The following is a 24,890-nucleotide window of genomic DNA, read 5'->3' on the forward strand; positions in this document are numbered from 1 at the left end:
AACTATACGCTAATTTCCTTAAGTTAATGACATTGGCATGTTGGGTCCTCCGGGAGGCATATTCGGTCCGCCAGGTGGAATACAGGGTGGCTCAGGGTTAGGCCCTGGGGGCTGAGGATTAGGTCCTGGTGGTCTTGGGTTAGGATTTGGGTTTGGTGGTTGTGGGCCAGGACCTGGTGGTTCACCTGGATTTCCTCCACAACTTTTGCCTAAACCAACAACACCAAATGCAGCAATAACATCTGCTTCTGGATAGCCTTTATCTTTAGCGGCTTTAACAACACCACAAGCCGCTTGTTCAAAGTCAGTGTTTTGCTTCCAATACATCTGGTTCGCAACCACCATCACTTCAAATGCTTTTTTGATGTCCCAACCATTGGTGGTGGCTAATGTATAAAAAGCGCGATTAAATACACCACTTGAATTATGGACATCCATACCTTCACGGTATTGGTTGGCATGATCAATTGACACACCATCTTTACTGGGTTGTTCGAAAAAACGCAGTGCTTCCTGGTTTTTGGTAATAGTGCCACCCACTAACCAGTCGTTCTTCTTGAACATGTAAAACTCAGCTGCTTCACCCGCCATATCGGAAAAAGCTTCATTGATACCACCAGACTGCCCACGATACGCTAGCCCTGAATTTTGCTGAGTGAAACCATGACTCACTTCATGAGCTGCTACATCCAGGGAGGTGAGGGGATAGAACATACTACCACCATCACCAAATGACATTTGCTGTCCATCCCAAATCGCATTGTCATAGTTTTGTTTATAGTGTGCCCGCATTCTTAATTTATGCGTAAGCGGTTGCGTATTAAACCAGTCTTTATAAAGTTTAAAAACAACACCACCAAAATAATGTGCATCATTTAAAGGTGAATAACCTCCATTAATTTCTTTATAGTTATTTTCTGGACAGTTAAACTGAAAAACCTGGCCACCACTTTCCTGGTGTTTCATGTCAACCGTTTCAACATTCGTAGTACTCATACGGCACTGAGCATCGACCTCTAAAGGCCCATGATCAGTACCATACTGGTATTTACCTGATTTTCTATTACCACCAGGGCCTGTTGCCTGTTGATGGTTAATCCCCTCCCAATGATCAAGTACCTCGCCAGTATGAGCATCAATAATAAAGAAAGGACGAGTAGGTTCACCCGATGCGGTATGGGTAAAATAACTGACTTCATACACTAAACGTGGATTAGTGACATCCTCAGCATAAATCCATAATTTTTTATTATTATGCTCAATTTTATCCTGTACTAAGCCCGTATGACCCGACTGCTCAACCGCAACGTGTAATGCCTGCTCTTCAGTTAAACCGGGGGTTACTTCCAAATTATGTTCATCCAACGCGACCAATAACTCGCCCGAAAAATCACTAAACAGACCTGCGCTGCTTTCACTCGCGACAAAGCTATAGCCGTAAACAGGTACACCTTCATAATACTGTTGATAGCGATGCTTTTGCTGGTGGTCTGCTGTGCTAATCGAGCGAATGACCACAACATCTTTTTCTGAGCTTAATTGTAAGATCTCGTGGATAGGTGCTGCGCTACGAATAGCCTGCGTTAATGGGCTATACTCCAGATTTATTTTTTCTGCTGACCATGACGGTAGTGAAAAAAAAGTACTGGACACAGCAGCACCCACTAAAATAAGTGTGCTACTTCTATACTTCATTATATTCCCCTGCATAAATGCTTTAACACTATAAATAGAGCTTTTATAAAGCATTTAATTAACAACAAATTCATATTTAACAAAAAATGATTTTTTATTTGCAATCACACTGCCAAAATAATCACAAAAAACCGCTACTGGCAGAGATAAAAAATCACCACAACTGGATCAATCCAAGTTTATTTTATTTTTATGATAATACGCTTATTTCATTATTATGATTTTTCTTGATAGATAACTCATCTATCTCCTTCGTTATCGGAGTATCACCTGACTCTCAACATATTTCTCCCTCTCCATTTGTTTAAATTCGTTTTGCTTCAGTTTGTTGAGCAATATTCAGCAGTAGGCACATAGTTCCATATTGAACATAAATAACATTTAACAGTTTCACAGTTTATTTTGTTGATAGCGTTACTTACAAATTATTTGATACAACGCGAAATCAATAGGGAAATGCAACGCACTTAAAGTGTTGCCTATAACCAGTGAATACAATCAGGCAACAAACATGACAAAACAATGACCGTTTTAGTTGGGTAATACTAGAAAGCCAAATGAGAGGCGAGTAATAAAACAGATAACAAAAAAGCCATCACGGATTTAACAAAATCCAATCATCCATAACCGGATTAAAAAAACCAGATTCTCTGTAAGCGCGATGTATTTCTCCATTTTTTTGTAGAACATCTAAACCTTGTTGTAGAAAAGAAAAAACCAGATCATCATATTTTGCTTTTTTACTAACAACAAAAAAACGTTCACCATCCAGCCTGATTTTGATCCCTGGAATAATTTGCAATTGGATATGCTTAACGCGTCGGGCTTGATGAACAGCCTGATTAAATTCAAACAAGGTATAATCAGCACGCTCTGACTCAATCATGTAGTACAGAGACTCTATGGAGTTAACTGGAAACATAGTTAAATTCATATTTTCCATTGTGTACCAGTCAATAATCCAATTTTTAACCATAACCCCACGAAACTTTCTTAAATCATCTATGCTTCGCACATTGTTAAGTCGATTATCTCCAGACCGAACATAAATCCCTTTTACAAATTTTTTTGATGGAATAATCAACTTAGAAACATGAAATTCTTCAGTAATTTCCTGATCCCATACCGTTTCTGCCGAGATCATCGCTCGCCCAGATTTGACATCTAACAATGCGCGTGAATAGTTAGGTGCTTCTAACAAATCCAAACTAAAGTTAAGACCCGCTTCATAAAGCGCTCTGCAGATTATGATTAACTCAACAGTACCACGATTAGCGTAGGGCGATGAATAATGCTTAACCTGTTGACAGGGCTCTTTCTGCTGCCAGCGTAAAAATGTTCTTGCCACATATTTAGGTGTTGCGACAGTTACGGTGAGTGGTGCATGAGCTGCCTGCAGGTAACCAGACAACACTAATAAACCACAAAGCACACCACGTAAAAATCGCATCAGGCTCATACTAACAATGGTTTTACTTCCCCTATCAGTGTTCAACAACCCAAACTAAATAAACGCCTAACTATCGGCCACACAAAAAAATTGAGATTAAGATTTGAGTAATACAGAAATATCTAAATGTATAAAACAGTATAAACTATCAGCATCATTCATACGTTATTACATAGAATGGGGAAGTATATCCCGTTAACCCATGATATCCAAAGTAAGGTGTTTGGTTTTACCGGAATTAGTAGGATTTGATTATGTTGCGCCGCCAATTTCTTACCACGCTCGTCACCTGTAGCACACTCTCAACGCCCTTAATAGCTACCCTATTTACTCAGTCAACAACAGCTGACACACCACTTCAGGAAAATGCAGCGCTGAGTATTTCCATCGAATATCTAAGAAATACTCCTTTTGACCAACGTATTCGTATAAAATACCTGTCTCCATGGCTAGGGTGTTGTACTTCGCATGTCGTATCATTCCGGGATCCAGAACCACATCCCCCTGGTTTTGCTTCATATTTTCACCGCCATTGGATACATAAAAGCAATTTATTGAGTAGCTAATCACCCGCTAAAAATTTGTTGAAAGGCAGTATATGAATGCACAACAGTTAACCGATCTTCAACCTTCATTACTCTGGCAACACTTTGCTAAGATTTGCTCAATTCCTCATCCTTCAGGTTATGAAGCGCAACTCGCTGAGCATATTCAACACTGGGCTACTGACCTAGGGCTAGCTGTTACTCGTGATCAAGTAGGAAACTTAATCATCCGTAAACCAGCAACAGCAGGCTTTGAACACTCACCAGGCGTTGTGTTGCAGGCCCACCTGGATATGGTGCCGCAAAAAAACAGTACAACCCTGCATGACTTTACTAAAGACCCCATTAATGCCTATGTAGAAGGGGATTGGGTTACCGCAGAAAACACGACATTGGGGGCCGATAATGGTATCGGAGTTTCTGCCATTCTTGCTGTACTTGACTCAAACCACTTACAGCATGGTCCGATTGAAGCACTATTTACGATTGATGAAGAGAGTGGCATGACCGGTGCCATGGGTCTCCAATCAGGACAGCTCCAGGGTAGCATCCTGCTCAACCTAGATTCTGAGGATGAAGGTGAACTGTATCTGGGCTGTGCCGGTGGTGTCGATATCTGTGCGGATTGGACATATAGTCCTGAGCCAATCCCCATTGATTATCAAAGCTTTGAATTAGCGATAACAGGGCTTAAAGGTGGTCATTCAGGCGTCGATATCCATCTCGGCCGCACCAATGCCAACAAACTCATGGCTCGCTTACTGTGCGATGCAGAACAGGCTGAATTACCACTCCGCATCAGTCACATACAAGGTGGCTCATTACGTAATGCCATTCCAAGGGAGGCTTTTATCAAGCTAGCTTGCCCAAACCATGCAGTTATTCCGCTAAAAGAGTGGCTGACAAACCAGCAAGCCATATTGAGCAATGAGTTACAACATGCTGAGCCAAACGTCCAGCTCACGTTAACAGAAATAGCACCTGTTACTCAGCTCATGCCAGCAGCAAGCCAGACAACACTATGCCATGCACTGAGTGCTTGTCCTAACGGTGTTATGCGGATGAGTGACACGGTACAAGGTGTTGTCGAAAGCTCGACCAACTTAGGTGTCATCACTGTAGAAGAGGGCAATATCCATGTTGCCAGCCTGGCGCGAAGTCTGATCGATAGTGCAGGGCAAGCACTTGCCCATGCCGTCGCTAACACCTTTCGCTTAGCCGGTGCCACCATCCGCTTTGAAGGCGCATATCCTGGCTGGCAGCCAAATATGCAATCCTCAGTACTGCAAACTATGATTGGCGTACATCAGCGTTTATTTGAGGTTAAGCCTGAAATCAAAGTCATTCATGCAGGTCTGGAGTGTGGCTTACTCTCAGCGGCTTACCCACACTGGGATATGATCTCATTTGGGCCAACTATTTGTTTTCCCCACTCTCCCGATGAGAAGGTTAACATTCATAGTGTTCAGCGCTTTTGGGATTTACTCGTGGCAACGTTAAAAGCCATTGCTACCGAATAAAATCCTACACATCACCCCTGTAAGCGCAGCAAATGACTGCGCTTACAGTCCTCTCACCCGCTACGAGGCTGTGTAGTAATAAAGTCTATGCTATCTACATTGCTAATCTTTAACTCAGTCACCAACTGTGCAATTTGAATTTACCACGCAGTTGTAAAACGAGCGTTTTTCCTGCCAACATTGTAATTAGAACTCTAACATTAAGACGATATCGACTATGGCATTAAGTGTATTTGACCTGTTTAAAATTGGTGTGGGTCCCTCTAGCTCGCATACCGTTGGACCAATGGTTGCTGTAAACCGTTTTCTGGAATCGCTAGGTGAAGATCTTTATCAAGTGCATACCGTAAAGGTTCACCTTTATGGCTCTTTAGCATTAACCGGTAAAGGTCATGCTACAGATACAGCCGTAATAATGGGTTTAATAGGCCACCGCCCAGAGCGAGTCGACCCACAACTCGCGGCCCAACAAGTGGATGAAATACATCAGCAGCATAAATTGCTGCTGGGAGGCATTCACTTAATCACCTTCAACCCAGAACAAGACCTGCAATTTCATAACAATGAGTTTTTACCTGCTCACCCCAATGGAATGACATTACTAGCAATAAACGCTGAAGGAGAAACATTAAAGCAGGGCACGTACTTTTCAGTAGGTGGTGGTTTTGTACTCAGTGAAGATGAGCTCAATGCTGACAACTTAGTGGGCGAAGACCAAGCGATTCCTTATCCTTTTAACTCGGCTCAAGCGCTGCTCAAGCAATGTGAAGAACATAAGCTAACCATCGCTGAGCTGATGATGACGAATGAAATTGCTCTCCATGAAAGTGAGCGCCTGGTAGAAGAACGTCTGCAAGATATTTGGTCAGTGATGACTGAGTGTATTGAGCGTGGCTGTCGTACTAAAGGTCAACTTCCTGGAGGCTTAGGTGTTCCTCGCCGAGCAGCCGATATTTATCAAAACCTGCTCACTAAGCCTGAAGCCGGTCTTCGTGACCCATTAACCCTCATGGACTGGGTTAGCCTCTTTGCCTTAGCCGTCAATGAAGAAAATGCGGCAGGTGGACGTGTGGTTACAGCCCCCACTAATGGTGCTGCAGGGGTTATTCCTGCTGTGCTTGCTTACTACATGCGTTTTGTACATGGTGCTGATTTGAAAGGGATGTATGAATTTCTACTGACAGCTGCTGCTATTGGCATTCTCTACAAGCAAAATGCCTCTATCTCCGCCGCTGAAGTAGGCTGTCAGGGGGAAATTGGCGTGGCCAGTTCAATGGCTGCTGGCGCATTAGCTGCAGTACTGGGAGGCACCGTCAGACAGGTCGAGAACGCAGCCGAAATCGGTATGGAGCATAGCCTGGGCATGACCTGTGACCCAATTGGTGGATTAGTGCAAATCCCTTGTATTGAACGCAATACCATGGGGGCTATCAAAGCCATTAACGCAGCACGTTTGGCTATTCGCGGAGATGGCACCCACCGTGTGTCGCTGGATGATGTTATCAAAACCATGTATGAAACGGGTAAAGACATGCAAAGCAAATATAAAGAAACTGCTTTGGGTGGCTTGGCCGTCAATGTGGTTATTTGTTAGTTACATAAACTGACGTTAATGTCTGTAAGTAATATGTGTTGAGGTGAATTCGCTAAACTCAACAAGGATTGCTTACAGACAGGAAACTCCCCAGAAAAATAATCATGACTGATCACGGAAAACTACCCAGCCAAACCAAGACAACCTCAGTTGCTGATTTTTTAGCACAAGCTGAGCAACTCCCAACCCATAGCAAAGCATCAACACAAGGCCGTTTGCTGTTTGCTATCGATGCGACAGCCAGTCGCCAACCCACCTGGGATATGGCCTGTCAACTGCAGGGGCAGATGTTTTTGGAAACAGCTGCACTCGGCAAACTGGCTGTTCAGCTTTGTTATTATCATGGCTATCGAGCCTTTCATACTTCTCCCTGGTTAACGAATACCCAAGCATTATTGGCAGAAATGCAGAAAGTGCAGTGTTTAGGGGGACAGACCCAAATTGGCCGCGTGTTAAATCATGGCCTGGCACTTACACAGCAGGGGGAACTGAATGCGATTGTCTTTGTAGGTGATTGTTTGGAAGAGCCTGTTGATACTTTAGCCGAGCTTGCAGGCCAGTTAAAACTGAAAAGTGTGCCACTATTTATTTTTCAAGAAGGGCATGATGCCCATGCCAGCCAGGGCTTTGCTCACTTAGCCAAGCTATCTGATGGTGCACACTGTCAATTTGACCAAAATAGTGCTAGCCAGTTACAGGCCCTCCTGACTGCTGTAGCCGTTTATGCTGTTGGTGGCTTCACGGCCTTAGCCAAATTACGCACGAAGCATCCTGAAGCGATAGCCTTGTTAGAACGACAGCTACGTTAGGTATTGAATTGTTATTACAAAACATACTAATGTTAACCAGCCTAAAGAAATAATACTCAATCAAGGACTGTGCTGTGCGAATTTTGCTTATTTTAGGGCTGCTAGCATTACTGTGGATAGGGTGGAAATACCGCCGTTTACCTCCCACACTTCAGCAACAATGGCTGAAGAAAGGGCTTATCGCTTTGGCTGTAGCCATCCTTGTTGGATTGGTGATCTCCGGTCGGATTCATGTCTTGTTCGCGATGCTGGCGGCAATGATTCCCTTTGCTCGCCGATTTGGATCGCTGCTTGGCTCATGGCAACAATTAAAGCAAGCTGCAAACTGGTTTAAGCAGCGCCAACAACCTGGCCTGTCATCATCTCAGTCCGAAGTAACCACTGAACGACTGCGGATGATTTTAGATCATGCCTTAGGCACCATTGATGGTACCGTTCTGACGGGTCGCTATGCACAGCAAATGCTGTCTAGCCTGTCCATTGAGGCTATTGCAGAGCTATATAATACTTGCCCGGAGCATGATACGGATAGCCGTCAACTGCTTGATACCTACTTGCGGAAAATGCGCCATGATGAGTGGCAGGATTATCAACAGCAACATGGGCAACAGCAAGGCTTCCAAGCTGAAATGAGTATTGAAGAAGCCGCACAAATTCTTGGTGTTTCCATTTCCGCCACTCGTGATGAGATCATCAATGCGCATCGGCACCTTATGCACAGTATTCATCCCGATAAAGGGGGAAGTAGTTATTTAGCCAGCAAACTCAACCAGGCACGAGATATTCTCCTTAAGCACACAACCTCCAAGTCAGCCTGATGAGTTATTTATTCCTGATTACTTTACTGATTTGTGTACTCATACTTGGCAGCTTATTTTATTTATTGGCACGATTACGCACCCCTTACTATCGAATTAGTCAACAACAGGTGGTTACTATTCTGCAACGTGCCATTAACCAACAACTTGAGATAAGTGAATGGCATATCTTTATCAGCCTTCCTATACGCCATAACGCGGCTTTGGAGCATGCCCGCCAGATATGCCAACAATTGGATGATAACCAACAGGTAAAGCCTAGTAGTGAGCATATGCTGCAATGTAGTGAAGAGGCTATAGACACACTGAACCACCTCATTCATGAACTTAAACGTCAAGGAGAATTACAATGCTAACCCCACGCTGGCGATATATGATTGGCTTGGGTCTCGGCGGTATGTTGTTCGCAACCACCAGCCAGGCCGAACAAATTGGTGAAGTCAGTACTGTGTTTAAATTATTAGGCGCTAATGACAAAATCGTCGTTGAAGCCTTTGACGACCCAGATATTGCAAACGTAACCTGCTACTTAAGTCGTGCGAAAAGAGGGGGCATTAAAGGTTCACTCGGACTAGCAGAAGACACCTCTGATGCATCGATTGCCTGTCGGCAAGTCGGTCCAGTCATTGTTCCTCCCGCCATAAAAAGTGGGAAAAACGATGGTGAACAAGTGTTTAAAAAGCGTACCTCAGTACTTTTTAAAACAATGCAGGTGGTCAGATTTTATGATCCCAAGCGTCATGTTGTCATTTACCTGACGTATAGCGATAAAATTATTGAGGGTTCACCTAAAAACAGTATCTCTGCTGTACCTATCTTACCCTGGCCAACCTCTACACCGACCGAATAAATTGCAGAAATAAAATAGAATTATTACGAGTTATATCTATACTCAAACTAAATCATTTAGATTGATAAAAAGACAGGCAAAAAAAAACCCGAATCCTGGGGGAAGAAATCGGGTTTGAAAAGACCATTAGGAGTGAAACAAAGGTACACAATCCTACGTACCAAGGTCACGAATGACCCAGACTGATGCGATTTGTTAGGGGGAATAAATCACATCAGTACTCTAAGTATTATGTACATCGAAAAATCCTCCACTATTTCTTAAACTCTTTTCGCATAAGAAGGAATATCCCTTTCTTCGTGAGTTATAGCTTACTGGTCAGCAATCTAACTTCAGCCAAATCTCTAAAAAAAATAGTGTAAGCATGCCTTCTAGGTTAGGGTACTAATGTGTCATAGCGGTATTGATCACTAACAATACCATCTACTCATCTCGGTAAATGTCCCCTGGGTGACGAGTGATCTTATGAGGCTGCTGCTCATCACTGCTTGGTACTTCATTTTTTAGATGAGACTGATTTTGATGGGCGTTAGAGGAGGGTGATACTGAGCGGGTATTAAGTGACTCAGTCTTGTTTTTCGACTTCGTAGAGGTTGATGACTCAGGTGTGCTTGCTTGCTTTTTTGAAGAGCTAGAGGCTATGTCTTTTGTCTTCGCCACCACTGTGTGTTCCTGTAAATAGTAGTCAGCTTCTTCATCATCCAACAACACCTCACCATGCCAGGGTAATAGGCGATAACTAGCATGATAGCTGTAATCCAAAAATGGGTATTTCAAAATTTTAAAGTAAGGCGAGTAATCAAAGTCGCTGGGAGTACACAGTTTGGGGTTACGCATAAATAAACGTACCCGACCACTTTCATCATTAGCTTTGACTAACGGCAGGATTGGAAACTGAACCCGCCCAAAAGCTTCTGCGATCATCGTTGAGCACACCGTCTTGGTCGTTGGGCCTGGCGCTTTAGCGAACAAACTGGAGCGCCATCGACGAGGAATAATCCCCCACGGTAAAAAAAAGCGCGCCAGATCCACAATCTGCCGGACATCATAGTGATGTCCCAGCTTGCTGACGGCATAGGCAATCACTTCCTGGGCATCTTTATATTTAAGACCGCGTGGTCGGCATACCCGTAAGTGATCATCTTCGTAGGCAGTGATAGGGCGCACCACGGTCCCTAACCCCAGCTCACTTTCAATAATTAGCTGGGTGTCAGGGGTGCAATTACAGTTTAATGCAACCTGCTCACGTACATTAGCATCTTCAATATCATGTAACCGGCCAATATACATTGCCGCATGAGACCACGGACTTTGCGTAATACGTCGTATCACTTCCGCAATGCGTGAGCGACCTTCAATCAAAATGACATCACAGGGTTTTAACTCATAGCGTATCCGCTCAAAGTCACATAAAAGCAACCCTTTATCTGAACGCCTACGCATTAACCACCGTGTTAACCAGTGCAGAATTTTCCCCATAAACCGCCAACGTACTGTAAGTTTGTCAGGCGTTACAACAAGCCTTCAATATAGGACAAGGCTTTGTCTAATATACTCTGTGGTGTATAAAAATGAGGTGATAAACGAATCCCCCCGCCACGATGAGCACAAATAACACCCTGTTCATTAAGCTTAGCGTACATCGCCTCAGTATCCTTACCAGGCACATCAAAGGTCACAATACCACCATGTCGCTCTTCACGGGTTTCACTGATCAATTTAACGCCAGGCAGAGCAGACAAAGCCCGCTGTAAGTAATCAACATTATGGAGCAACTGCGCTTCCACACGATGCATCTCTACCTCCAGCAACAACTCAACACTGGCAACCAACGCATGAGTACCCAGCATATTTGGACTACCACACTCAAAGCGACGTGCGCCTTTGGCAATGGACCAGTCATCACGGGTATAGTCACCCATATGCTCGACCATATGCCAACCATACTGCAGCACTTTTAACTGATCTCGTCCTTTAGGTGAACTATAAAAAACCGCAAGCCCCTCAGGCCCTAATAACCACTTATGACCATCTGCCATGACATAGTCTGCCTGAATTTCCTGTACATCAAACTCCAGTGCTCCCAGGCTTTGAATGGCATCGACACAGAATAAAATATCCTGCTGTTGGCAAAATTCGCCTAGTGTCACTAAAGCAAGCTTAAACCCTGTGGCATATTGCACAGAACTAATCGACATAATTCGTGTTCGCTCATCACAAGCGGCCTGTAAGTCTGCCTCAGGATTCTCTCCCGTTAAAGCCACTGCACGAACCTCAACACCTTGGTCCTGTAACGATTCCCATACAATTCGGTTAGAAGGAAATTCTTGATCAGTGATAACAACATTGTCACCTGGTTGCCAAGAGAGTCCATAGGCAACTACAGATAAGGCTTCTGATGTATTTTTGAGCAGTGCAATATCTTGGACAGACGGCGCATTAATTAATTCTGCTAATAATTTTCTCAGCCGGGTTTCTGTTTTTACCCAGCTAGGATAGTGGGTCGCACCTAGCCGGCTGTTTTCCTGCGCAAAGTGCTCTACTGCCCTTGTAGCACGCATAGGCCAAGGGGCTACCGCTGCATGATTGAGATAACATAAAGACTCATCAAGTGGAAATTCATGACTCCATTGCGACATAATTTTACCTTTACTTCAGTTGCTGAAATCAAATTAAATAATATCAGTTATTCCATTTGGTATAGAAAACAGGCCTAAACTGATGTATTTTCACAAAGGATGTGGCAAATAAAAACCTTTATACGGCATACTTCTTGCCGATCGACCTCACAATAGTATGTATTAAATGCCATAAGTAAACAGCAATAATAACAATGGTGTTGCTCAACTACGGTGCAGCTTATGACTATAACATCAAGAAAACAGCGCGACTTTAGGCAACGCGAAGAGGAAATTCTAACTACAGCTTTGACTCTTTTCCTGGAGAAAGGCGAAGATAACGTCACTGTCGAAATGATTGCTGATGCCGTTGGTATTGGCAAAGGAACGATCTATAAACATTTTCGTTCCAAAGCAGAAATCTATTTACGACTGATGTTGGACTATGAACAGGAGTTAGCAGACCTGATCCAGTCTGATGCCGTAACCAAGGACAAAGATGCTCTGCCTCGTGCCTATTTTGAATACCGCATGCGTCATCCAGAGAAGTACTATCTGTTTGATCGTTTGGAACAAAAACTAAGCCGTCGAAATCCCCATCCTGAATTATTTCAACAGCTTCATAAAATCCGTGCTTCTAACTTCTCACGGTTAAGTGAAATTATTCAGCAAAGGATAGCAGACGGTGCTCTAGAGGATGTGCCTCCTTACTACCACTACTGCGCAGCCTGGGCATTAGTCCATGGTATGGTCGCCATACATCACTCCACATTTTGGCAAAATGTCATTCATGATAAAGAAGATTTCTTCCGCTTTATGATGGACATCGGCGTGCGTATGGGGAACCGTGGGCAAGCCAAGCCTCGTGTGCAGAAAGCGGAGGAGGCTCCAGAAACCACTCCACAATCAGAGCCAGCTATTGCAACTAACCCTTTAACCCAGGAGGCCGAAGAGCCAGTGACTTAATAAGCCCATTGGCGGCTAAAAAACACTTAATAATAAACGACACCTGTAGTGCACCCTGAAACCTGTTATGGACATTAGGTTGAAACCAGGTGTCGCCTGATTTTTTTAAATGAACACACCTTAGGAAACTTTTTTCAAAGCGTTTGCCACACATAATATAAGTTTATATTGATTGTGTTTATAAACACCTCATGCCTTCCTGAACCACTTCATTCTATTTCTGCTTAGGCACAACTTTTGCTGTAATAAAAGGAAGGTAACGAATACTTTCCATGTCGGCGAAGGGTTGCCGGATAACGCATTGGTAGTGAGCAAGTCATTCACAACCCATACACAGGGGGAGTGCAGATGAGGCAACAAACAAATCAGCAAGTCGAAAATGCGACATTGCCAAATTTATTCTGGTCAGCCGTACTTTGGGTTATCGTGATGTTGCTTAGCGGTTGTATGCCGAGTGATATTGCCTCAGAAACTCAGCGGTATTTTAAAGACATTGGCATCATTGATAACCACGAGCAACAACGAACATCAAATTGGGTTTTACCTAATAATGCGCGGATAGTGGTCATTGCCAATAAATCCCCCCCGGTTGATCACCACCAACCCGATTATGCTAAGCGATTTGCCTTAGCCACTACCGCTGCTTTTAAGCGTTATTTCCCTTACACACATCTAGCCACGAAGGAACTTCAATTTACCAAGGCACAGCAAGAAGCACGAAAGCAACATGCTAACTACTTAATCTTTACTCAATTACTCTTTGTCGATGATCAGGTGGGTAACTGGATTGAGTGGGAAGAAACAGAGGATATTCGCCAGGTGGGTAGAGATCAGGTACGAGGACAAATCAGTATTGTTGAGTTAGGCTCTGGGCAAATTGTAGATACGGTGGAAGTATTAGGACAAAGTGGTCGACTGACCTTTTTCAATGACAAACCTGATGAGCTATTTGAAGCACCCTTGATATCACTGGCACGCAGCTTATCAGCCCCCATTCCAAAAGGTACTTATTGATAAAGTTAATCCCTAACAAAACACATCAATACCAAGTACAACCAGAGTACGCTAGTAGACAATGAGTTACATGGACAGAAATGAGGTAGGAATGACGGAGTTTAACCGTTTAAATCCAGATGCGATTGCAGCCAACATTCAGCAAGGGTTACAACACCCCAAGCTACTTCCCGTTAATCAGTGGAACCCCTCACTGTGTGGTGACAGCGATATGCGCATTGACTGGCATGGCACTTGGTACTATCGAGACAGTCCTATCCAGCGTCCTGCTCTGGTTCGGCTGTTTTCCCGCGTGTTACGTCGTGAGGGACAAGGATATGTGCTAGTCACCCCCGTTGAAAAATTAATGATCGAAGTTGAAGACGTACCATTTATTGCGGTCATTATGGACAATCAATTAGATGACTCTATTCAGCACATTAATTTGACTACTCAAACGGGTGACTGCTGTCAATTGTCCACATTAACTGGATGGGAAATTCATACCGGACAACATGACGAAGAAATACCTTATGTTGAAATAAGGGATGACTTATGGGCTCGAGTACACCGTAATGTTTTCTATCAGCTGATTGCACTTGGTGAAGAACACATTATTAATAATGGGCAACGCCTATTTGGTTTTTGGAGTGATCAGTGCTTTTTCCCTTTAACTAAACAGCCTATAGAAAACTAATTTATAATAATATACCCGCTTACTGTCGGCTAATATATCAAACAGTCCCTTCTTTCGTGGGTATAGATAATAACTCGATTAATTTTGTAACATTATTAAAAATATTGTCATATATATTATGTATTAACGTTTTCTTACAGAGTTAGCCAGTACCTCATAATTGTTATGACACAACTTATATGTAAAAGACTAAGAAGAAATGCATGATAGTTTCACAAATACCACAGTAATCGCCTAATCTATTCTTTGAATCGTTTATTTTTTAGGATGTGCTTTGGTATAACTATTCTTTTCCTATTTGATTACAGAGTGACAACATTTAAAGGGGGGCTGATTGAGCGAGGCAACGGCTGAAACAGCACATGAAGCACAAAATACCAAGGAAGAATCCTTTCTGTTGTCTGTGCAAGATCTTTGTGTTGACTTTCAACTACCTGGTGGCGTGTTTAATGCTGTCAAAGGCATATCCTTTAACCTTCGCCATGGCTCAACCCTAGCACTGGTTGGTGAGTCTGGCTCAGGGAAATCTGTCACTGCCCAGGCTTTACTAGGTATCTTGCCAAGTAATGGTTTTATCAACAGAGGAAAAATCTTACTGCAAGAGAAGCCCTCGTCACCTGCCATAGATATTGTCCAACTTTCTCGCCGAGGACCTGATTTACGCTCAGTTCGAGGTGGGAAAATTTCTATGATTTTCCAGGAGCCGATGGTGTCGATGTCGGCTATGCACACGATTGGTAATCAAGTCAGCGAAGCGCTATTTCTCCATCGTAACATCAGCCGAAAAGAAGGTCTTCGACTCACGCGAGAAATGTTATCACTGGTAGGTTTTCGTAACTCTGAGCAGGCAATGAACCTGTATCCCTTTGAGCTTTCGGGAGGATTACGCCAACGGGCTATGATTGCTATGGCCTTGATTTGTCACCCTGTCATTTTGATTGCAGATGAGCCCACCACAGCATTAGATGTAACCGTTCAAATGCAAATCCTAAAGCTGATGAAACGGCTTCAACAAGAATTAAATATGGCCATTCTCTTAATCACCCATGATTTGGGGGTAGTGGCTAACATGGCGGATGAAGTGGTGGTTATGTATCACGGACAGGTAGTAGAACGAGGTCCGGTGAGTAATATTTTTCTGCATCCTCAACATAAATACCTTCGCTCACTGTTCACCGCAATTCCCCGGTTTGGTATGCAACCGGATGAGCGCCTTATTCCTATCCGCGCAATTGAAAACTCAGTGGAGCAGGTAGCAGGGTCTTTTGAGCCTTGGTCAGAAGACGCTAAGCAAGTAGGCTCACACCTTAGCATAAAAGAACTCAGCAAAATTTATATTACCCGTAAGCAGGGCTGGTTACGTCGTGGACCAAAGCAGGAAATAAAAGCTGTTTTGGATTTTTCACTGGATATTGGTGTGGGTGAGTGTGTTGGCCTGGTAGGTGAAAGTGGTTGTGGTAAGTCTACTGTCTCCAAGCTAGTCATGCAGGCTATTTCGCCCACCACAGGTCAGATTCAGTACAATGATCGTGGTCAGATACTTGACCTGAGAACCCTACAAGGTAGCCAATTACAACAGTTCCGTACCAAAATGCAGCTGGTCTTTCAGGACCCATACAGTGCGCTCAGCCCACGTATGACCATTCGGGAAATTCTCAATGAGCCGTTCTGTATTCACCAGCTTGGCGATATCAAGTACCGGGAAAACCGGGTTAAAGACCTCATGAGCCTGGTAGGACTCGATCCAGCCTTACTTAACCGTTATCCCCACAGTTTTTCCGGAGGACAACGACAACGTATCAGCATAGCGCGTGCCTTAGCGCTGGCACCCGACTTTTTAATCTTAGATGAACCTGTGTCAGCACTGGATGTTTCTGTGCAAGCACAAATCCTCAACCTGTTGAAAGACTTACAAGCACAGCTACAGCTCACTTACTTGTTTATCAGCCATAACCTGGCCGTAGTGGATTACATTGCAGACCGAATAGCCGTGATGTGCCGAGGTCAACTGGTAGAAATAGCCCCAACCAAAGATTTATTTTATAACCCTCAGCACCCGTATACCCAAGCCTTAATGGAAGCAGTTCCCGTACCCGATCTCAATGCACGGCTTGATTTTGAACATATGGTCACACCACTATCACAACCTGAATATTGGCCTGCGCCTTATACCTTGTCTCCTCACATTCCCAATGCTTTAGTGGAGATCAGTGATCAGCATTTTGTCCGGATGTGCACGGTGAGTGACTGATATGAGCAGGCATCATCGACACCCACACCTTAATACTTATCAGTTCAGCCTACATCTGACCTGCACGCTAAGCTGTTTAATTTCTCTTATTTTCAGCTTTAGCCTACTGGCCAACGACCGCTTGCCTGACATTCCCGCCGTCGTCACATTTAAAGCGCCCTATAAACAGGGTAAGCCTGGTGGCACCCTGCGCACCCTCATGGCTAAAAATAAAGACATACGAATGATGACGGTTTATGGCTATGCTCGCCTGGTGGCGTACAACCAAGATTTCGAGCTTGTGCCTGATATCCTGCAAGGTATTGACATTAAAGAAGATCGTATCTTCACGCTTTACCTCCGGCCTGGACATCGTTGGTCAGATGGCGAGCCTTTAACCAGTGAAGATTTTCGCTATTTCTGGGAAGATGTTGCCTCAAATAAAGACTTGTCTCCATTTGGCCCGCCCATCCAATTGATGGTCAATGGTAAGCCCCCTAAGTTTACGGTGATTGATAAGCATGTTGTGCGTTATGAGTGGGAGGATCCAAACCCCAAGTTTCTAACCGCATTAGCAGCGCCCAGCCCTTTATTTATCTACATGCCTGCCCACTATCTCAAACAGTTCCATCCCCGGTATACCCAAAAAGAGACCCTTGACTTACTCGTTGAGAATGCCGGAAAACGAAACTGGCAGGGACTGCATCATAAAAGAAGCAATTTGTATAAACAGCAAAATCCCAAGTTACCTTCTTTACAACCCTGGGTCATAAAAACCAAGGGCCCTTCTGACCGGTTTATTTTTGAGCGTAATCCCTACTATCATCGTATTGATGAGAAAGGCCAACAGTTGCCCTATATCGATAAAGTCATCATTAATATCGTCAGCAGCGGCTTAATACCGGCCAAAACACGAGCAGGGGACAGTGACTTACAGGGGCGTTATTTACGCCTGGATAATTACACGTTCTTGAAAGCAGGGGAAAAACAAGGCAACTACCAAGTGCGTTTTTGGAAAAATGCTCGAGGCTCACAAGTCGCTATCTATCCAAACCTGAATGTCAATGACCCAGTTTGGGCGAAAGTTATGCAAGATGTTCGCTTTCGACGCGCACTTTCATTGGCGATTAACCGTCATGAAATCAACCAGGTAGTATATTACGGCCTAGCCCTAGAAGGGAGTAATACCATATTACCCAGTAGTCCCTTGTATAACCCCGAGTTAAGTTCAGCCTGGACCCAGTATGACCCCAAACTGGCTAATCAGCTGTTAAATGACATGGGGTTAACCGCACGCAATGACAATGATATTCGACTGCTTCCTGACGGGCGACCAATGGAAATTGTGGTACACACTGCTGGTGAATCAACAGAGCAAACAGATGTACTTGAGCTCATCAATGATCACTGGAAAGCCATTGGTATCAAATTACACTCACGTCCATCACAGCGGGAAGTATTTCGTAATCGGATATTTTCAGGTGAAGCGTTAATGTCTGTATGGGAAGGACTGGATAACGCCTTACCCACTCCCCAAATGAGTCCTCGTGAACTATGCCCAAGCATGCAAGAGCAGTATCAATGGTCCCAGTGGGGTAAATATTACGAAACAGGGCAAGGTGATCCACCGGACTTACCGGAATTACTTAAACTCGCAGAATTACACAAAAAATGGGTTAACGCTGATAATCGAAAACAACGTACTGAACTGTGGAAAAAAATCTTGAAGACTTATGCTGATCAGGTCTACACCATAGGCACCGTTACTGGTGTGTTACAGCCAGTGGTTGTCAGTAACCGTTTAATGAATGTGCCAAAGGAAGCTTGGTATAGCTGGGAGCCAGGTGCTTACTTTGGGGTTTTTCGTCCAGATACTTTTTGGTTTAACGATGAGCAGGATTGAACGCTTATCAAATGATACAGCAACGGTAGGTTAATTTAACAAAGAGGCCAAAACCGTGTGGGCATATGTTATTCGCCGACTGATATTGATGATTCCAACCTTGGTGATTATCAGTATTGTCGTGTTCACCATCATACAGCTACCTCCAGGTGACTACCTGGAAAGCTATATTGCCGAACTGCAAAGTCAGGGTGAATCTGTTGATAAACAAAAGATTGCTTTTCTGCGTCAGCAATATGGGCTTGATAAATCAATGCCCGAGCAATACTTAACCTGGATTACCGGCTTCTTCCAGGGCGATCTCGGCTACTCCTTTGAGTACAACATGCCTGTAACAGAAGTTGTGGGTGACCGAATGTACCTAACCATTCTGGTGTCAACTGTCACCATCATCTTCACCTGGATTATCGCTTTTCCTATTGGTTTATACTCAGCAACTCATCAATATAGCTGGGGAGACTATGGTCTGACTCTGATCGGCTTTATTGGCTTGGCCACCCCCAATTTTCTGTTGGCGCTGGTGTTACTTTACCTTGCGAATGTGTACTTCGGAACCTCCATCGGCGGCTTAATGGATGCTAAATACATTAATCAACCTTGGAGCTGGGATAAGTTTACCTCTGTTCTAGAACACTTGTGGATTCCAGTCATCGTTATTGGTACCTCGGGTACCGCAGGGATGATTCGTCGTATTCGTGCCAATTTACTCGATGAGTTAAATAAACCTTATGTGGTTACTGGGCGCGCCAAGGGGTTAGGTGAAACTCGATTACTGTTAAAATACCCGTTTCGCGTATCATTGAACTTTTTTATTGCTGATATCGGTAATATGTTACCTAGTATTATCTCTGGTGCAGAAGTTGTTGCCCTGGTCTTGTCACTACCCACCACGGGTCCCATGTTATTGAGTGCTTTACAAAGCCAGGATATGTATTTAGCCGGCTCTTTCCTTATGTTTCTGGCGATGCTAACAGTGATTGGGGTGCTGATCTCTGACTTACTATTGGCAGTAATCGATCCAAGGATTCGTTTAGGGGAGGGGGCAACACGATGAACCGTAACCCTGCAAACCCCCATTACATCTCTATTGAATCCTATGATCCCAATGCCTTGGAGCAAGTAGGCAAAGCCCAGGAAAAGTTTTTACTGGCATCCCAATGGCAATTAATTTGGTGGAAATTTAAGCAACATAAGCTTGCGTACTGGAGTGGAGTGTTTATCGTATTACTCTACTTTTCAATTTTAATCTGCGAGTTTTTGGCTCCCTATAACTTACACTCTCGTAATACCGATCATATTTACTCACCTCCTCAGCCTGTGCATTGGATTCATGAAGGCGAATTCATTGGTCCTTTTGTCTATCGCTGGTATAACACACTCGATATGGAAGTATTACAGCGCATATACCATGAAGACAAAACTCAGGTTTATCCTCTGCGTTTTTTCTGTCGTGGCGATGAATATGTGTTCTGGGGGTTATTTACCAGTAATGTGCACTTCGTCTGTCCAACCCCAGGCAGTACATTATTCTTACTTGGCACTGACCGACTGGGACGCGACATGCTTTCACGGATAATCTATGGTGCACGAATTTCAACCACCATAGGCTTAGTGGGCATTACTATCAGTATCGTCTTAGGCATTTTTTTTGGTAGCTTGGCGGGCTATTATGGTGGCTGGATTGATAATGTGGTGCAGCGAGTTATTGAAATGATTCGCTCATTTCCTGAGCTACCTCTTTGGATGTCACTTTCTGCCATTATACCTGTGACCTGGAGTCCCATTTGGGTGTTCTTTGGTATCACGATTATTTTAGCACTGATGGATTGGACAGGACTAGCCCGTGCCGTGCGCTCAAAATTTTTATCTTTACGTGAAGAAGACTACACGATGGCTGCCCAACTGATGGGAGCCAACACCAGTCGTATTATTCGTTGGCACTTGTTACCATCATTTACCAGTCATTTAATCGCATCAGCCACCTTATCCATTCCTGCAATGATATTAGGCGAAACCGCACTGTCATTTTTAGGATTGGGCTTGCGCCCTCCGATTACCAGTTGGGGCGTTTTACTGAGTGAAGCTCAAAATATTAATGTAGTGGCCGTTTATCCTTGGCTGTTAATGCCTGTTTTACCCGTCATTATTGTTATCCTGGCCTTTAACTTTTTTGGTGATGGCCTGCGCGATGCAGCAGACCCTTACAAAAACTAGGTTGATGTCCAGCCTATCATTCTCAGCCTGTTACAACTCAGCCACGATTTAAGAAGAATAAGTATGCTTAAAAAAAGTATTTTTTTGTCACTATTATTAAGTTTTCACGCGGCCGCACTTAGCCAAATAGGCATTGAAACCAAAACATTTACTGATAATTCCAGAAAGCGAACTTTTTCAGCGTATATTTTATATCCAACCAATGAAACCAATAACCCTAAAACTTTTGCTCAGAATGCTGCCTTTTGGGGATTTGAAGCGATAGAAAAATCCTCCATTTCATCTAAAAAATTACCTTTATATATCATGGTTCATGGCACATCAGGAAACTGGCGCAATTTATCTTGGTTAGCCAGCAAGCTAGCTAAGGAAGGCGCTATTGTCATCTCAGTATACCAGTGGCAATGCAACACCTGACTCAGTAATTAAAATGTGGAGCCAGCCCAAGGATGTATCATTTATCATCGACAGCATACTGAAAACAACCTATGGAAATTATATTAATAAAGAAAAAATCGCCGTGATTGGCTATTCATTAGGGGGTTATACTGCATTAGCGCTAGCTGGAGCCAAACTTGATATGCATAAGTATGTGGATTTTTGCAGTCAACATCAGGATAAAGCGTGCAGCTACTTCAAACCAACGTTTACCGCATTTAATAAGCATTATTACACGCAAACCTCACAGTCACTGATAGACCAACGTATTAACGCAATTATCAGCATTGCTCCAGGTTTTGTGGAATCAATGACAGCTCATTCTCTGGCAAATATCAAAATACCTAGTTTAATCATTGGCGCAGAAAAGGATGAAAACCTGCCGCCTTCAACACATTTTAAACCTCACATCAACGATTTAGATAATATTACCTACCAGGAAATAGCTGATGCAGCCCATTTCAGCTTTATGCAGCAATGTCGACCAAAAGCACTGGAAATCCTGGCAGAGGAGGGAGCAGCGTTTGTCTGCATGGATGGAAAGAAAAAATCGCGTAAAGAAATACATAATGAACTGTACTTAATAATTTCAAACTTTATTCAAGAAAAACTTCTGTTGAAAAAGCCTGTAAACATTGCTAACCAGAACTAAATTTTTTGTGAATAAGAGTCAATGGAATGAATCTGGATACTGGCACCACCATTAGCCATCACTTGATTAAAGCTGGACTAATCAGTGAAAAACAGTTTCTACATGCCAAACGGGTTAAAAATAAGCTTGCAAAAAATAAAACGCTACTCAATACCATGCTGTCCCTCGAGTACTTTACAGAAGAGCAGCTCAATAGCGTATTGCGAAAGATTAACCTCATCGTGCGTATTGGAGACTTGTTAGTTGAACTAGGTTATATTACAACTGAGCAGTTAGAAAATGCATTGCGTATTCAAAGAGACCCGAAGGTCAATAAAAAAATTGGTGAAATACTTATAGAGCTACGCTATATAAAAGAAAAACAACTCATTCAGATCCTTTCTTCTCAACTTGGCTTCCATTACTGTGAGCCAGATTTTAATAAAATTGATAAATCCCTTCTTAATGACATACAACCTAACCTCTGTGATGAATATAAGTTTATACCGATAGAAACAAAAGAAGATACGGTATTTATCGCATGCTTAGATCCAAGCGATAAAATAATATTACAAGTAGCAACAAATAGTTTTCATTGCAAGATAACACCGGTCATTTGTTGTCAAAATGCGCTACAAGAAACCATTAATAAATTCAAATATTACAAAAATAAAAATACGGTCAATACGCTATTATCAAAAGAACAATGCATCATTAATCAAGTTGAAGAAATACTCTATACCGCTATTCAACAGGATGCCAGTGATATCCATATTGAAACGTTACAGGATAAAATTAGAGTCAGGTTTCGTCGAGACGGCGTACTTTTTTTCTTCAAGTATTATGATAAAGAGATTGGACCAAGCTTGATAGGACGGCTTAAAGTGCTTAGTCAAGCTGACATTTCAGAACGTCGTCGTCATCAAGATGGTAAATTTGAGTTTACGGATCCATCAAGTGGTGCTGTCATCGATATCCGTTGCTCATTTTACATTTCCATACACGGCGAAAAGGTGTGCTTAAGGTTATTAAAGCGAAAAGCACTTTTCTTAAACATCGATGAAACAGCAATGGCACCTGTCGTATTAGATAGGTTTAAACAGGACGCTCTCGATATACCTACAGGTGTCGTTTTAATCACAGGTCCAACAGGTTCTGGTAAAACCACTACGCTATACAGTTGTATTGATTATTTAAATAGTAATGAAGTGAGTATTATTACTGCTGAAGAACCCGTTGAGTATATCATAGATGGCATCATCCAGTGCTCTCTCAATGCCAAAATTGGTGTAACCTTTGAAGAAACCCTTAGGCACATGGTGCGACAAGACCCTGATGTAATAGTATTGGGTGAAATCAGAGATAATCAGTCAGCGGAAGCAGCCATTCAAGCCGCGTTAACAGGCCATAAAGTGCTTACCACCTTTCATACAGAAGATACAATAGGTGGCTTGTTAAGGCTTATGAATATGAATATTGAGTCTTTCCTTATCAGCTCTACTGTTATTTCTGTGTTAGCACAACGCTTATTGAGGCGAGTATGCTTAGATTGTGCTCAACCCTACCAACCAACGCTGCAAGAACTGCTACGATTCAACCTCCAGACCAGCGATATTCAAAGTGGAAACTTTCGTACAGGCACTGGTTGCGAAAATTGTTCTTATACAGGTTATCAAGGACGAATTGGTGTTTATGAGTTACTGGTACTCAATGAACGTGTAAAAGATGCAATCCTATCCAATAGACCCTCATTTGAAATAAGACGCATAAGCATTGAAACTTCAGGACTCATTACCTTACAGGAAGATGGTATTGACAAAGCGGCTCTCGGCTTGACTACACTCACAGAAGTTCAAAGGATGTTACCGCGAGTAGAAAAGCCTCGTCCTTTGCAGGAAATTAGACGGTTAGGACAAAATTACTTTTTATAAATTATTTTAGTCATAAGGATATATTGTCAAAATGGTGGCGTTCAATTCTATTCCTGAAGAAATAGAAAAAAGAGCTAAAGATCAAAATTTTAAATTACCTGTTTTTAACCAAGTAGCCATCAAATTACAAAATGCTATCTCAACAAACTGTAGTATGGCACAGGTAGAAAAGTTAATTCTAAAAGATCCAGCACTTGCCAGTGAAGTTCTACGAGTAGCCAACTCTGCCATGTTTTCTGGTCTATCCAAACTCGAAAGCATACAACAAGCGCTAGTCCGATTAGGTACACGACAAGTATTGAACATCGTGATGGTGACATCGCAAAAACAAATGTTTAAAGCACAGCATCCTGTATTAAATAAAATAATGCTGAAATTATGGCAACATGCATCAGCTTCTGCAGGAGGATGCCATTGGATCGCGATTAAGTCAGGTTATAAAAATATTAAAGATCAGGCTTTTCTAATAGGTTTACTGCACGACCTTGGTAGCTTAGTAATACTTAAAGTGCTAGATGAAATTTTACAAGAAAATGAGCCTATTCAGCTAACTGAATCTGTTATTATCGAGTTAATCAATACATTACATACAAAGTATGGCTCACAAGTAATGGAATCCTGGGAGTTACCCTCAGTATTTTGCCAAATAAGTCGCGATCATCACCAAGATAATTTTGACCGCAAAAATGTTTTGCTCATAATCACTAGACTCGTTGATTATGCTTGTAGTAAAGCAAGCATTGGACTAAACCCTCAACCTTCACTCACGCTTGAAATGTTTCCAGAAGTTAGCGTTTTGGCCATCAAGGATGTTCACTTGGCAGAACTCGAAATTCAATTAGAGGACTTTATCGAAGCATTTCGCTAGGACTTGTTAATTGATAACAAGGTAATATGAAAATACTCAGTTCCAACGTCATAAATGCTTTTATTGATCTTACCCAATAGCCGCGAATTTCATATGTCTGTTGATCTCGACTTTGGCCAT

General features: G+C 42.9%; 22 protein-coding genes. 18 read left to right on the plus strand and 4 right to left on the minus strand.

Going from position 1 to position 24,890, the window contains the following annotated elements; all coding sequences use genetic code 11:
- Window positions 1–18: 18 nt before the first annotated feature.
- Together KCG35_RS19315 and KCG35_RS19320 are read right to left on the minus strand one after the other, a co-directional pair.
- Complete coding sequence (locus KCG35_RS19315; protein ID WP_215821509.1) at window positions 19–1,695, minus strand: M4 family metallopeptidase; 1,677 nt, start codon at window positions 1,693–1,695, stop codon at window positions 19–21.
- A gap of 595 nt (window positions 1,696–2,290) precedes the next feature.
- Window positions 2,291–3,145 carry a type 2 periplasmic-binding domain-containing protein gene (locus tag KCG35_RS19320; protein WP_215821510.1) on the minus strand — a complete coding sequence of 285 codons (855 nt, stop codon included), beginning with the start codon at window positions 3,143–3,145 and terminating at the stop codon, window positions 2,291–2,293.
- Between the two features lie 254 nt (window positions 3,146–3,399).
- Between KCG35_RS19320 and KCG35_RS19325 the strand changes: the two genes are divergently transcribed.
- The 7 genes from KCG35_RS19325 to creA all read left to right on the plus strand — a co-directional run bounded on the left by KCG35_RS19325 (window position 3,400) and on the right by creA (window position 9,281).
- Window positions 3,400–3,711 carry a hypothetical protein gene (locus tag KCG35_RS19325; protein WP_215821511.1) on the plus strand — a complete coding sequence of 104 codons (312 nt, stop codon included), beginning with the start codon at window positions 3,400–3,402 and terminating at the stop codon, window positions 3,709–3,711.
- Between the two features lie 32 nt (window positions 3,712–3,743).
- The gene (locus KCG35_RS19330) at window positions 3,744–5,210 is read left to right on the plus strand and encodes an aminoacyl-histidine dipeptidase (protein ID WP_215821512.1); all 1,467 of its coding nucleotides are present in this window, start codon (window positions 3,744–3,746) and stop codon (window positions 5,208–5,210) included.
- Between the two features lie 217 nt (window positions 5,211–5,427).
- A complete protein-coding gene (locus tag KCG35_RS19335; RefSeq protein ID WP_215821513.1) occupies window positions 5,428–6,804 on the plus strand; it encodes an L-serine ammonia-lyase in 1,377 nt (458 codons plus the stop codon).
- A gap of 104 nt (window positions 6,805–6,908) precedes the next feature.
- Window positions 6,909–7,613: a VWA domain-containing protein gene (locus KCG35_RS19340; protein WP_215821514.1), complete on the plus strand. Its 705-nt coding sequence runs from the start codon at window positions 6,909–6,911 to the stop codon at window positions 7,611–7,613.
- 74 nt (window positions 7,614–7,687) lie between these two features.
- On the plus strand, window positions 7,688–8,431 hold the full coding sequence (locus tag KCG35_RS19345) for a J domain-containing protein (RefSeq protein WP_215821515.1): 744 nt from the start codon (window positions 7,688–7,690) through the stop codon (window positions 8,429–8,431).
- Complete coding sequence (locus tag KCG35_RS19350) at window positions 8,431–8,787, plus strand: hypothetical protein (protein WP_215821516.1); 357 nt, start codon at window positions 8,431–8,433, stop codon at window positions 8,785–8,787. The genes KCG35_RS19345 and KCG35_RS19350 overlap by 1 nt, the downstream gene beginning before the upstream one ends.
- Window positions 8,781–9,281 (plus strand): protein CreA, encoded by a 501-nt coding sequence (gene creA, locus KCG35_RS19355; RefSeq protein WP_215821517.1) that lies wholly within the window; start codon window positions 8,781–8,783, stop codon window positions 9,279–9,281. Before KCG35_RS19350 ends, creA begins: the two co-directional genes overlap by 7 nt.
- Window positions 9,282–9,704: 423 nt before the next feature.
- Here creA and KCG35_RS19360 read toward each other — a convergent pair whose 3' ends face one another.
- Together KCG35_RS19360 and KCG35_RS19365 are read right to left on the minus strand one after the other, a co-directional pair.
- Window positions 9,705–10,760 (minus strand): C40 family peptidase, encoded by a 1,056-nt coding sequence (locus KCG35_RS19360; RefSeq protein ID WP_215821518.1) that lies wholly within the window; start codon window positions 10,758–10,760, stop codon window positions 9,705–9,707.
- A 32-nt stretch (window positions 10,761–10,792) separates the two neighbouring features.
- A complete protein-coding gene (locus tag KCG35_RS19365) occupies window positions 10,793–11,920 on the minus strand; it encodes an aminotransferase class V-fold PLP-dependent enzyme (protein ID WP_215821519.1) in 1,128 nt (375 codons plus the stop codon).
- 222 nt (window positions 11,921–12,142) lie between these two features.
- Here KCG35_RS19365 and KCG35_RS19370 point away from each other — a divergent pair, with 222 nt between their 5' ends.
- From KCG35_RS19370 to KCG35_RS19420, 11 genes are all read left to right on the plus strand, one after another.
- On the plus strand, window positions 12,143–12,865 hold the full coding sequence (locus KCG35_RS19370; RefSeq protein ID WP_215821520.1) for a TetR/AcrR family transcriptional regulator: 723 nt from the start codon (window positions 12,143–12,145) through the stop codon (window positions 12,863–12,865).
- Between the two features lie 348 nt (window positions 12,866–13,213).
- The gene (locus KCG35_RS19375) at window positions 13,214–13,879 is read left to right on the plus strand and encodes a DUF4823 domain-containing protein (protein ID WP_215821521.1); all 666 of its coding nucleotides are present in this window, start codon (window positions 13,214–13,216) and stop codon (window positions 13,877–13,879) included.
- Window positions 13,880–13,949: 70 nt separating this feature from the next.
- Complete coding sequence (locus KCG35_RS19380; protein WP_215821522.1) at window positions 13,950–14,555, plus strand: DUF1285 domain-containing protein; 606 nt, start codon at window positions 13,950–13,952, stop codon at window positions 14,553–14,555.
- A gap of 334 nt (window positions 14,556–14,889) precedes the next feature.
- Window positions 14,890–16,806, plus strand: coding sequence for an ABC transporter ATP-binding protein (locus KCG35_RS19385; protein WP_215821523.1), 1,917 nt, complete (start codon window positions 14,890–14,892; stop codon window positions 16,804–16,806).
- A 1-nt stretch (window position 16,807) separates the two neighbouring features.
- Window positions 16,808–18,688 carry an ABC transporter substrate-binding protein gene (locus tag KCG35_RS19390; protein ID WP_215821524.1) on the plus strand — a complete coding sequence of 627 codons (1,881 nt, stop codon included), beginning with the start codon at window positions 16,808–16,810 and terminating at the stop codon, window positions 18,686–18,688.
- 55 nt (window positions 18,689–18,743) lie between these two features.
- Window positions 18,744–19,742 (plus strand): ABC transporter permease, encoded by a 999-nt coding sequence (locus KCG35_RS19395; protein WP_215821525.1) that lies wholly within the window; start codon window positions 18,744–18,746, stop codon window positions 19,740–19,742.
- Entirely contained in the window at window positions 19,739–20,902 is a 1,164-nt protein-coding gene (locus KCG35_RS19400; protein WP_215821526.1) for an ABC transporter permease, read from the plus strand. Before KCG35_RS19395 ends, KCG35_RS19400 begins: the two co-directional genes overlap by 4 nt.
- 63 nt (window positions 20,903–20,965) lie before the next feature.
- Window positions 20,966–21,319, plus strand: a complete 354-nt coding sequence (locus tag KCG35_RS19405; RefSeq protein WP_215821527.1) for an alpha/beta hydrolase — start codon at window positions 20,966–20,968, stop codon at window positions 21,317–21,319.
- Window positions 21,282–21,992: an alpha/beta hydrolase family protein gene (locus tag KCG35_RS19410; protein ID WP_215821528.1), complete on the plus strand. Its 711-nt coding sequence runs from the start codon at window positions 21,282–21,284 to the stop codon at window positions 21,990–21,992. The genes KCG35_RS19405 and KCG35_RS19410 overlap by 38 nt, the downstream gene beginning before the upstream one ends.
- 26 nt (window positions 21,993–22,018) lie before the next feature.
- Window positions 22,019–23,902, plus strand: a complete 1,884-nt coding sequence (locus KCG35_RS19415) for a GspE/PulE family protein (protein ID WP_215821529.1) — start codon at window positions 22,019–22,021, stop codon at window positions 23,900–23,902.
- A 31-nt stretch (window positions 23,903–23,933) separates the two neighbouring features.
- The gene (locus tag KCG35_RS19420) at window positions 23,934–24,770 is read left to right on the plus strand and encodes an HDOD domain-containing protein (protein WP_215821530.1); all 837 of its coding nucleotides are present in this window, start codon (window positions 23,934–23,936) and stop codon (window positions 24,768–24,770) included.
- Window positions 24,771–24,890: the final 120 nt, after the last annotated feature.

This window comes from Zooshikella harenae (genome assembly GCF_018837975.1).
Lineage (GTDB): Bacteria > Pseudomonadota > Gammaproteobacteria > Pseudomonadales > Zooshikellaceae > Zooshikella > Zooshikella harenae.

What these genes read in the sequence shown, in the direction of transcription:
- KCG35_RS19360 (WP_215821518.1), bottom strand. Translation starts at nt 10,760, where the DNA reads ATGGGGAAAATTCTGCACTGGTTAACACGGTGGTTAATGCGTAGGCGT.
- KCG35_RS19350 (WP_215821516.1), top strand. Translation starts at nt 8,431, where the DNA reads ATGAGTTATTTATTCCTGATTACTTTACTGATTTGTGTACTCATACTT.
- KCG35_RS19340 (WP_215821514.1), top strand. Translation starts at nt 6,909, where the DNA reads ATGACTGATCACGGAAAACTACCCAGCCAAACCAAGACAACCTCAGTT.
- KCG35_RS19415 (WP_215821529.1), top strand. Translation starts at nt 22,019, where the DNA reads ATGAATCTGGATACTGGCACCACCATTAGCCATCACTTGATTAAAGCT.
- KCG35_RS19405 (WP_215821527.1), top strand. Translation starts at nt 20,966, where the DNA reads ATGCTTAAAAAAAGTATTTTTTTGTCACTATTATTAAGTTTTCACGCG.
- creA (WP_215821517.1), top strand. Translation starts at nt 8,781, where the DNA reads ATGCTAACCCCACGCTGGCGATATATGATTGGCTTGGGTCTCGGCGGT.
- KCG35_RS19320 (WP_215821510.1), bottom strand. Translation starts at nt 3,145, where the DNA reads ATGCGATTTTTACGTGGTGTGCTTTGTGGTTTATTAGTGTTGTCTGGT.
- KCG35_RS19315 (WP_215821509.1), bottom strand. Translation starts at nt 1,695, where the DNA reads ATGAAGTATAGAAGTAGCACACTTATTTTAGTGGGTGCTGCTGTGTCC.
- KCG35_RS19380 (WP_215821522.1), top strand. Translation starts at nt 13,950, where the DNA reads ATGGACAGAAATGAGGTAGGAATGACGGAGTTTAACCGTTTAAATCCA.
- KCG35_RS19420 (WP_215821530.1), top strand. Translation starts at nt 23,934, where the DNA reads ATGGTGGCGTTCAATTCTATTCCTGAAGAAATAGAAAAAAGAGCTAAA.
- KCG35_RS19375 (WP_215821521.1), top strand. Translation starts at nt 13,214, where the DNA reads ATGAGGCAACAAACAAATCAGCAAGTCGAAAATGCGACATTGCCAAAT.
- KCG35_RS19365 (WP_215821519.1), bottom strand. Translation starts at nt 11,920, where the DNA reads ATGTCGCAATGGAGTCATGAATTTCCACTTGATGAGTCTTTATGTTAT.
- KCG35_RS19390 (WP_215821524.1), top strand. Translation starts at nt 16,808, where the DNA reads ATGAGCAGGCATCATCGACACCCACACCTTAATACTTATCAGTTCAGC.
- KCG35_RS19335 (WP_215821513.1), top strand. Translation starts at nt 5,428, where the DNA reads ATGGCATTAAGTGTATTTGACCTGTTTAAAATTGGTGTGGGTCCCTCT.
- KCG35_RS19330 (WP_215821512.1), top strand. Translation starts at nt 3,744, where the DNA reads ATGAATGCACAACAGTTAACCGATCTTCAACCTTCATTACTCTGGCAA.
- KCG35_RS19325 (WP_215821511.1), top strand. Translation starts at nt 3,400, where the DNA reads ATGTTGCGCCGCCAATTTCTTACCACGCTCGTCACCTGTAGCACACTC.
- KCG35_RS19370 (WP_215821520.1), top strand. Translation starts at nt 12,143, where the DNA reads ATGACTATAACATCAAGAAAACAGCGCGACTTTAGGCAACGCGAAGAG.
- KCG35_RS19400 (WP_215821526.1), top strand. Translation starts at nt 19,739, where the DNA reads ATGAACCGTAACCCTGCAAACCCCCATTACATCTCTATTGAATCCTAT.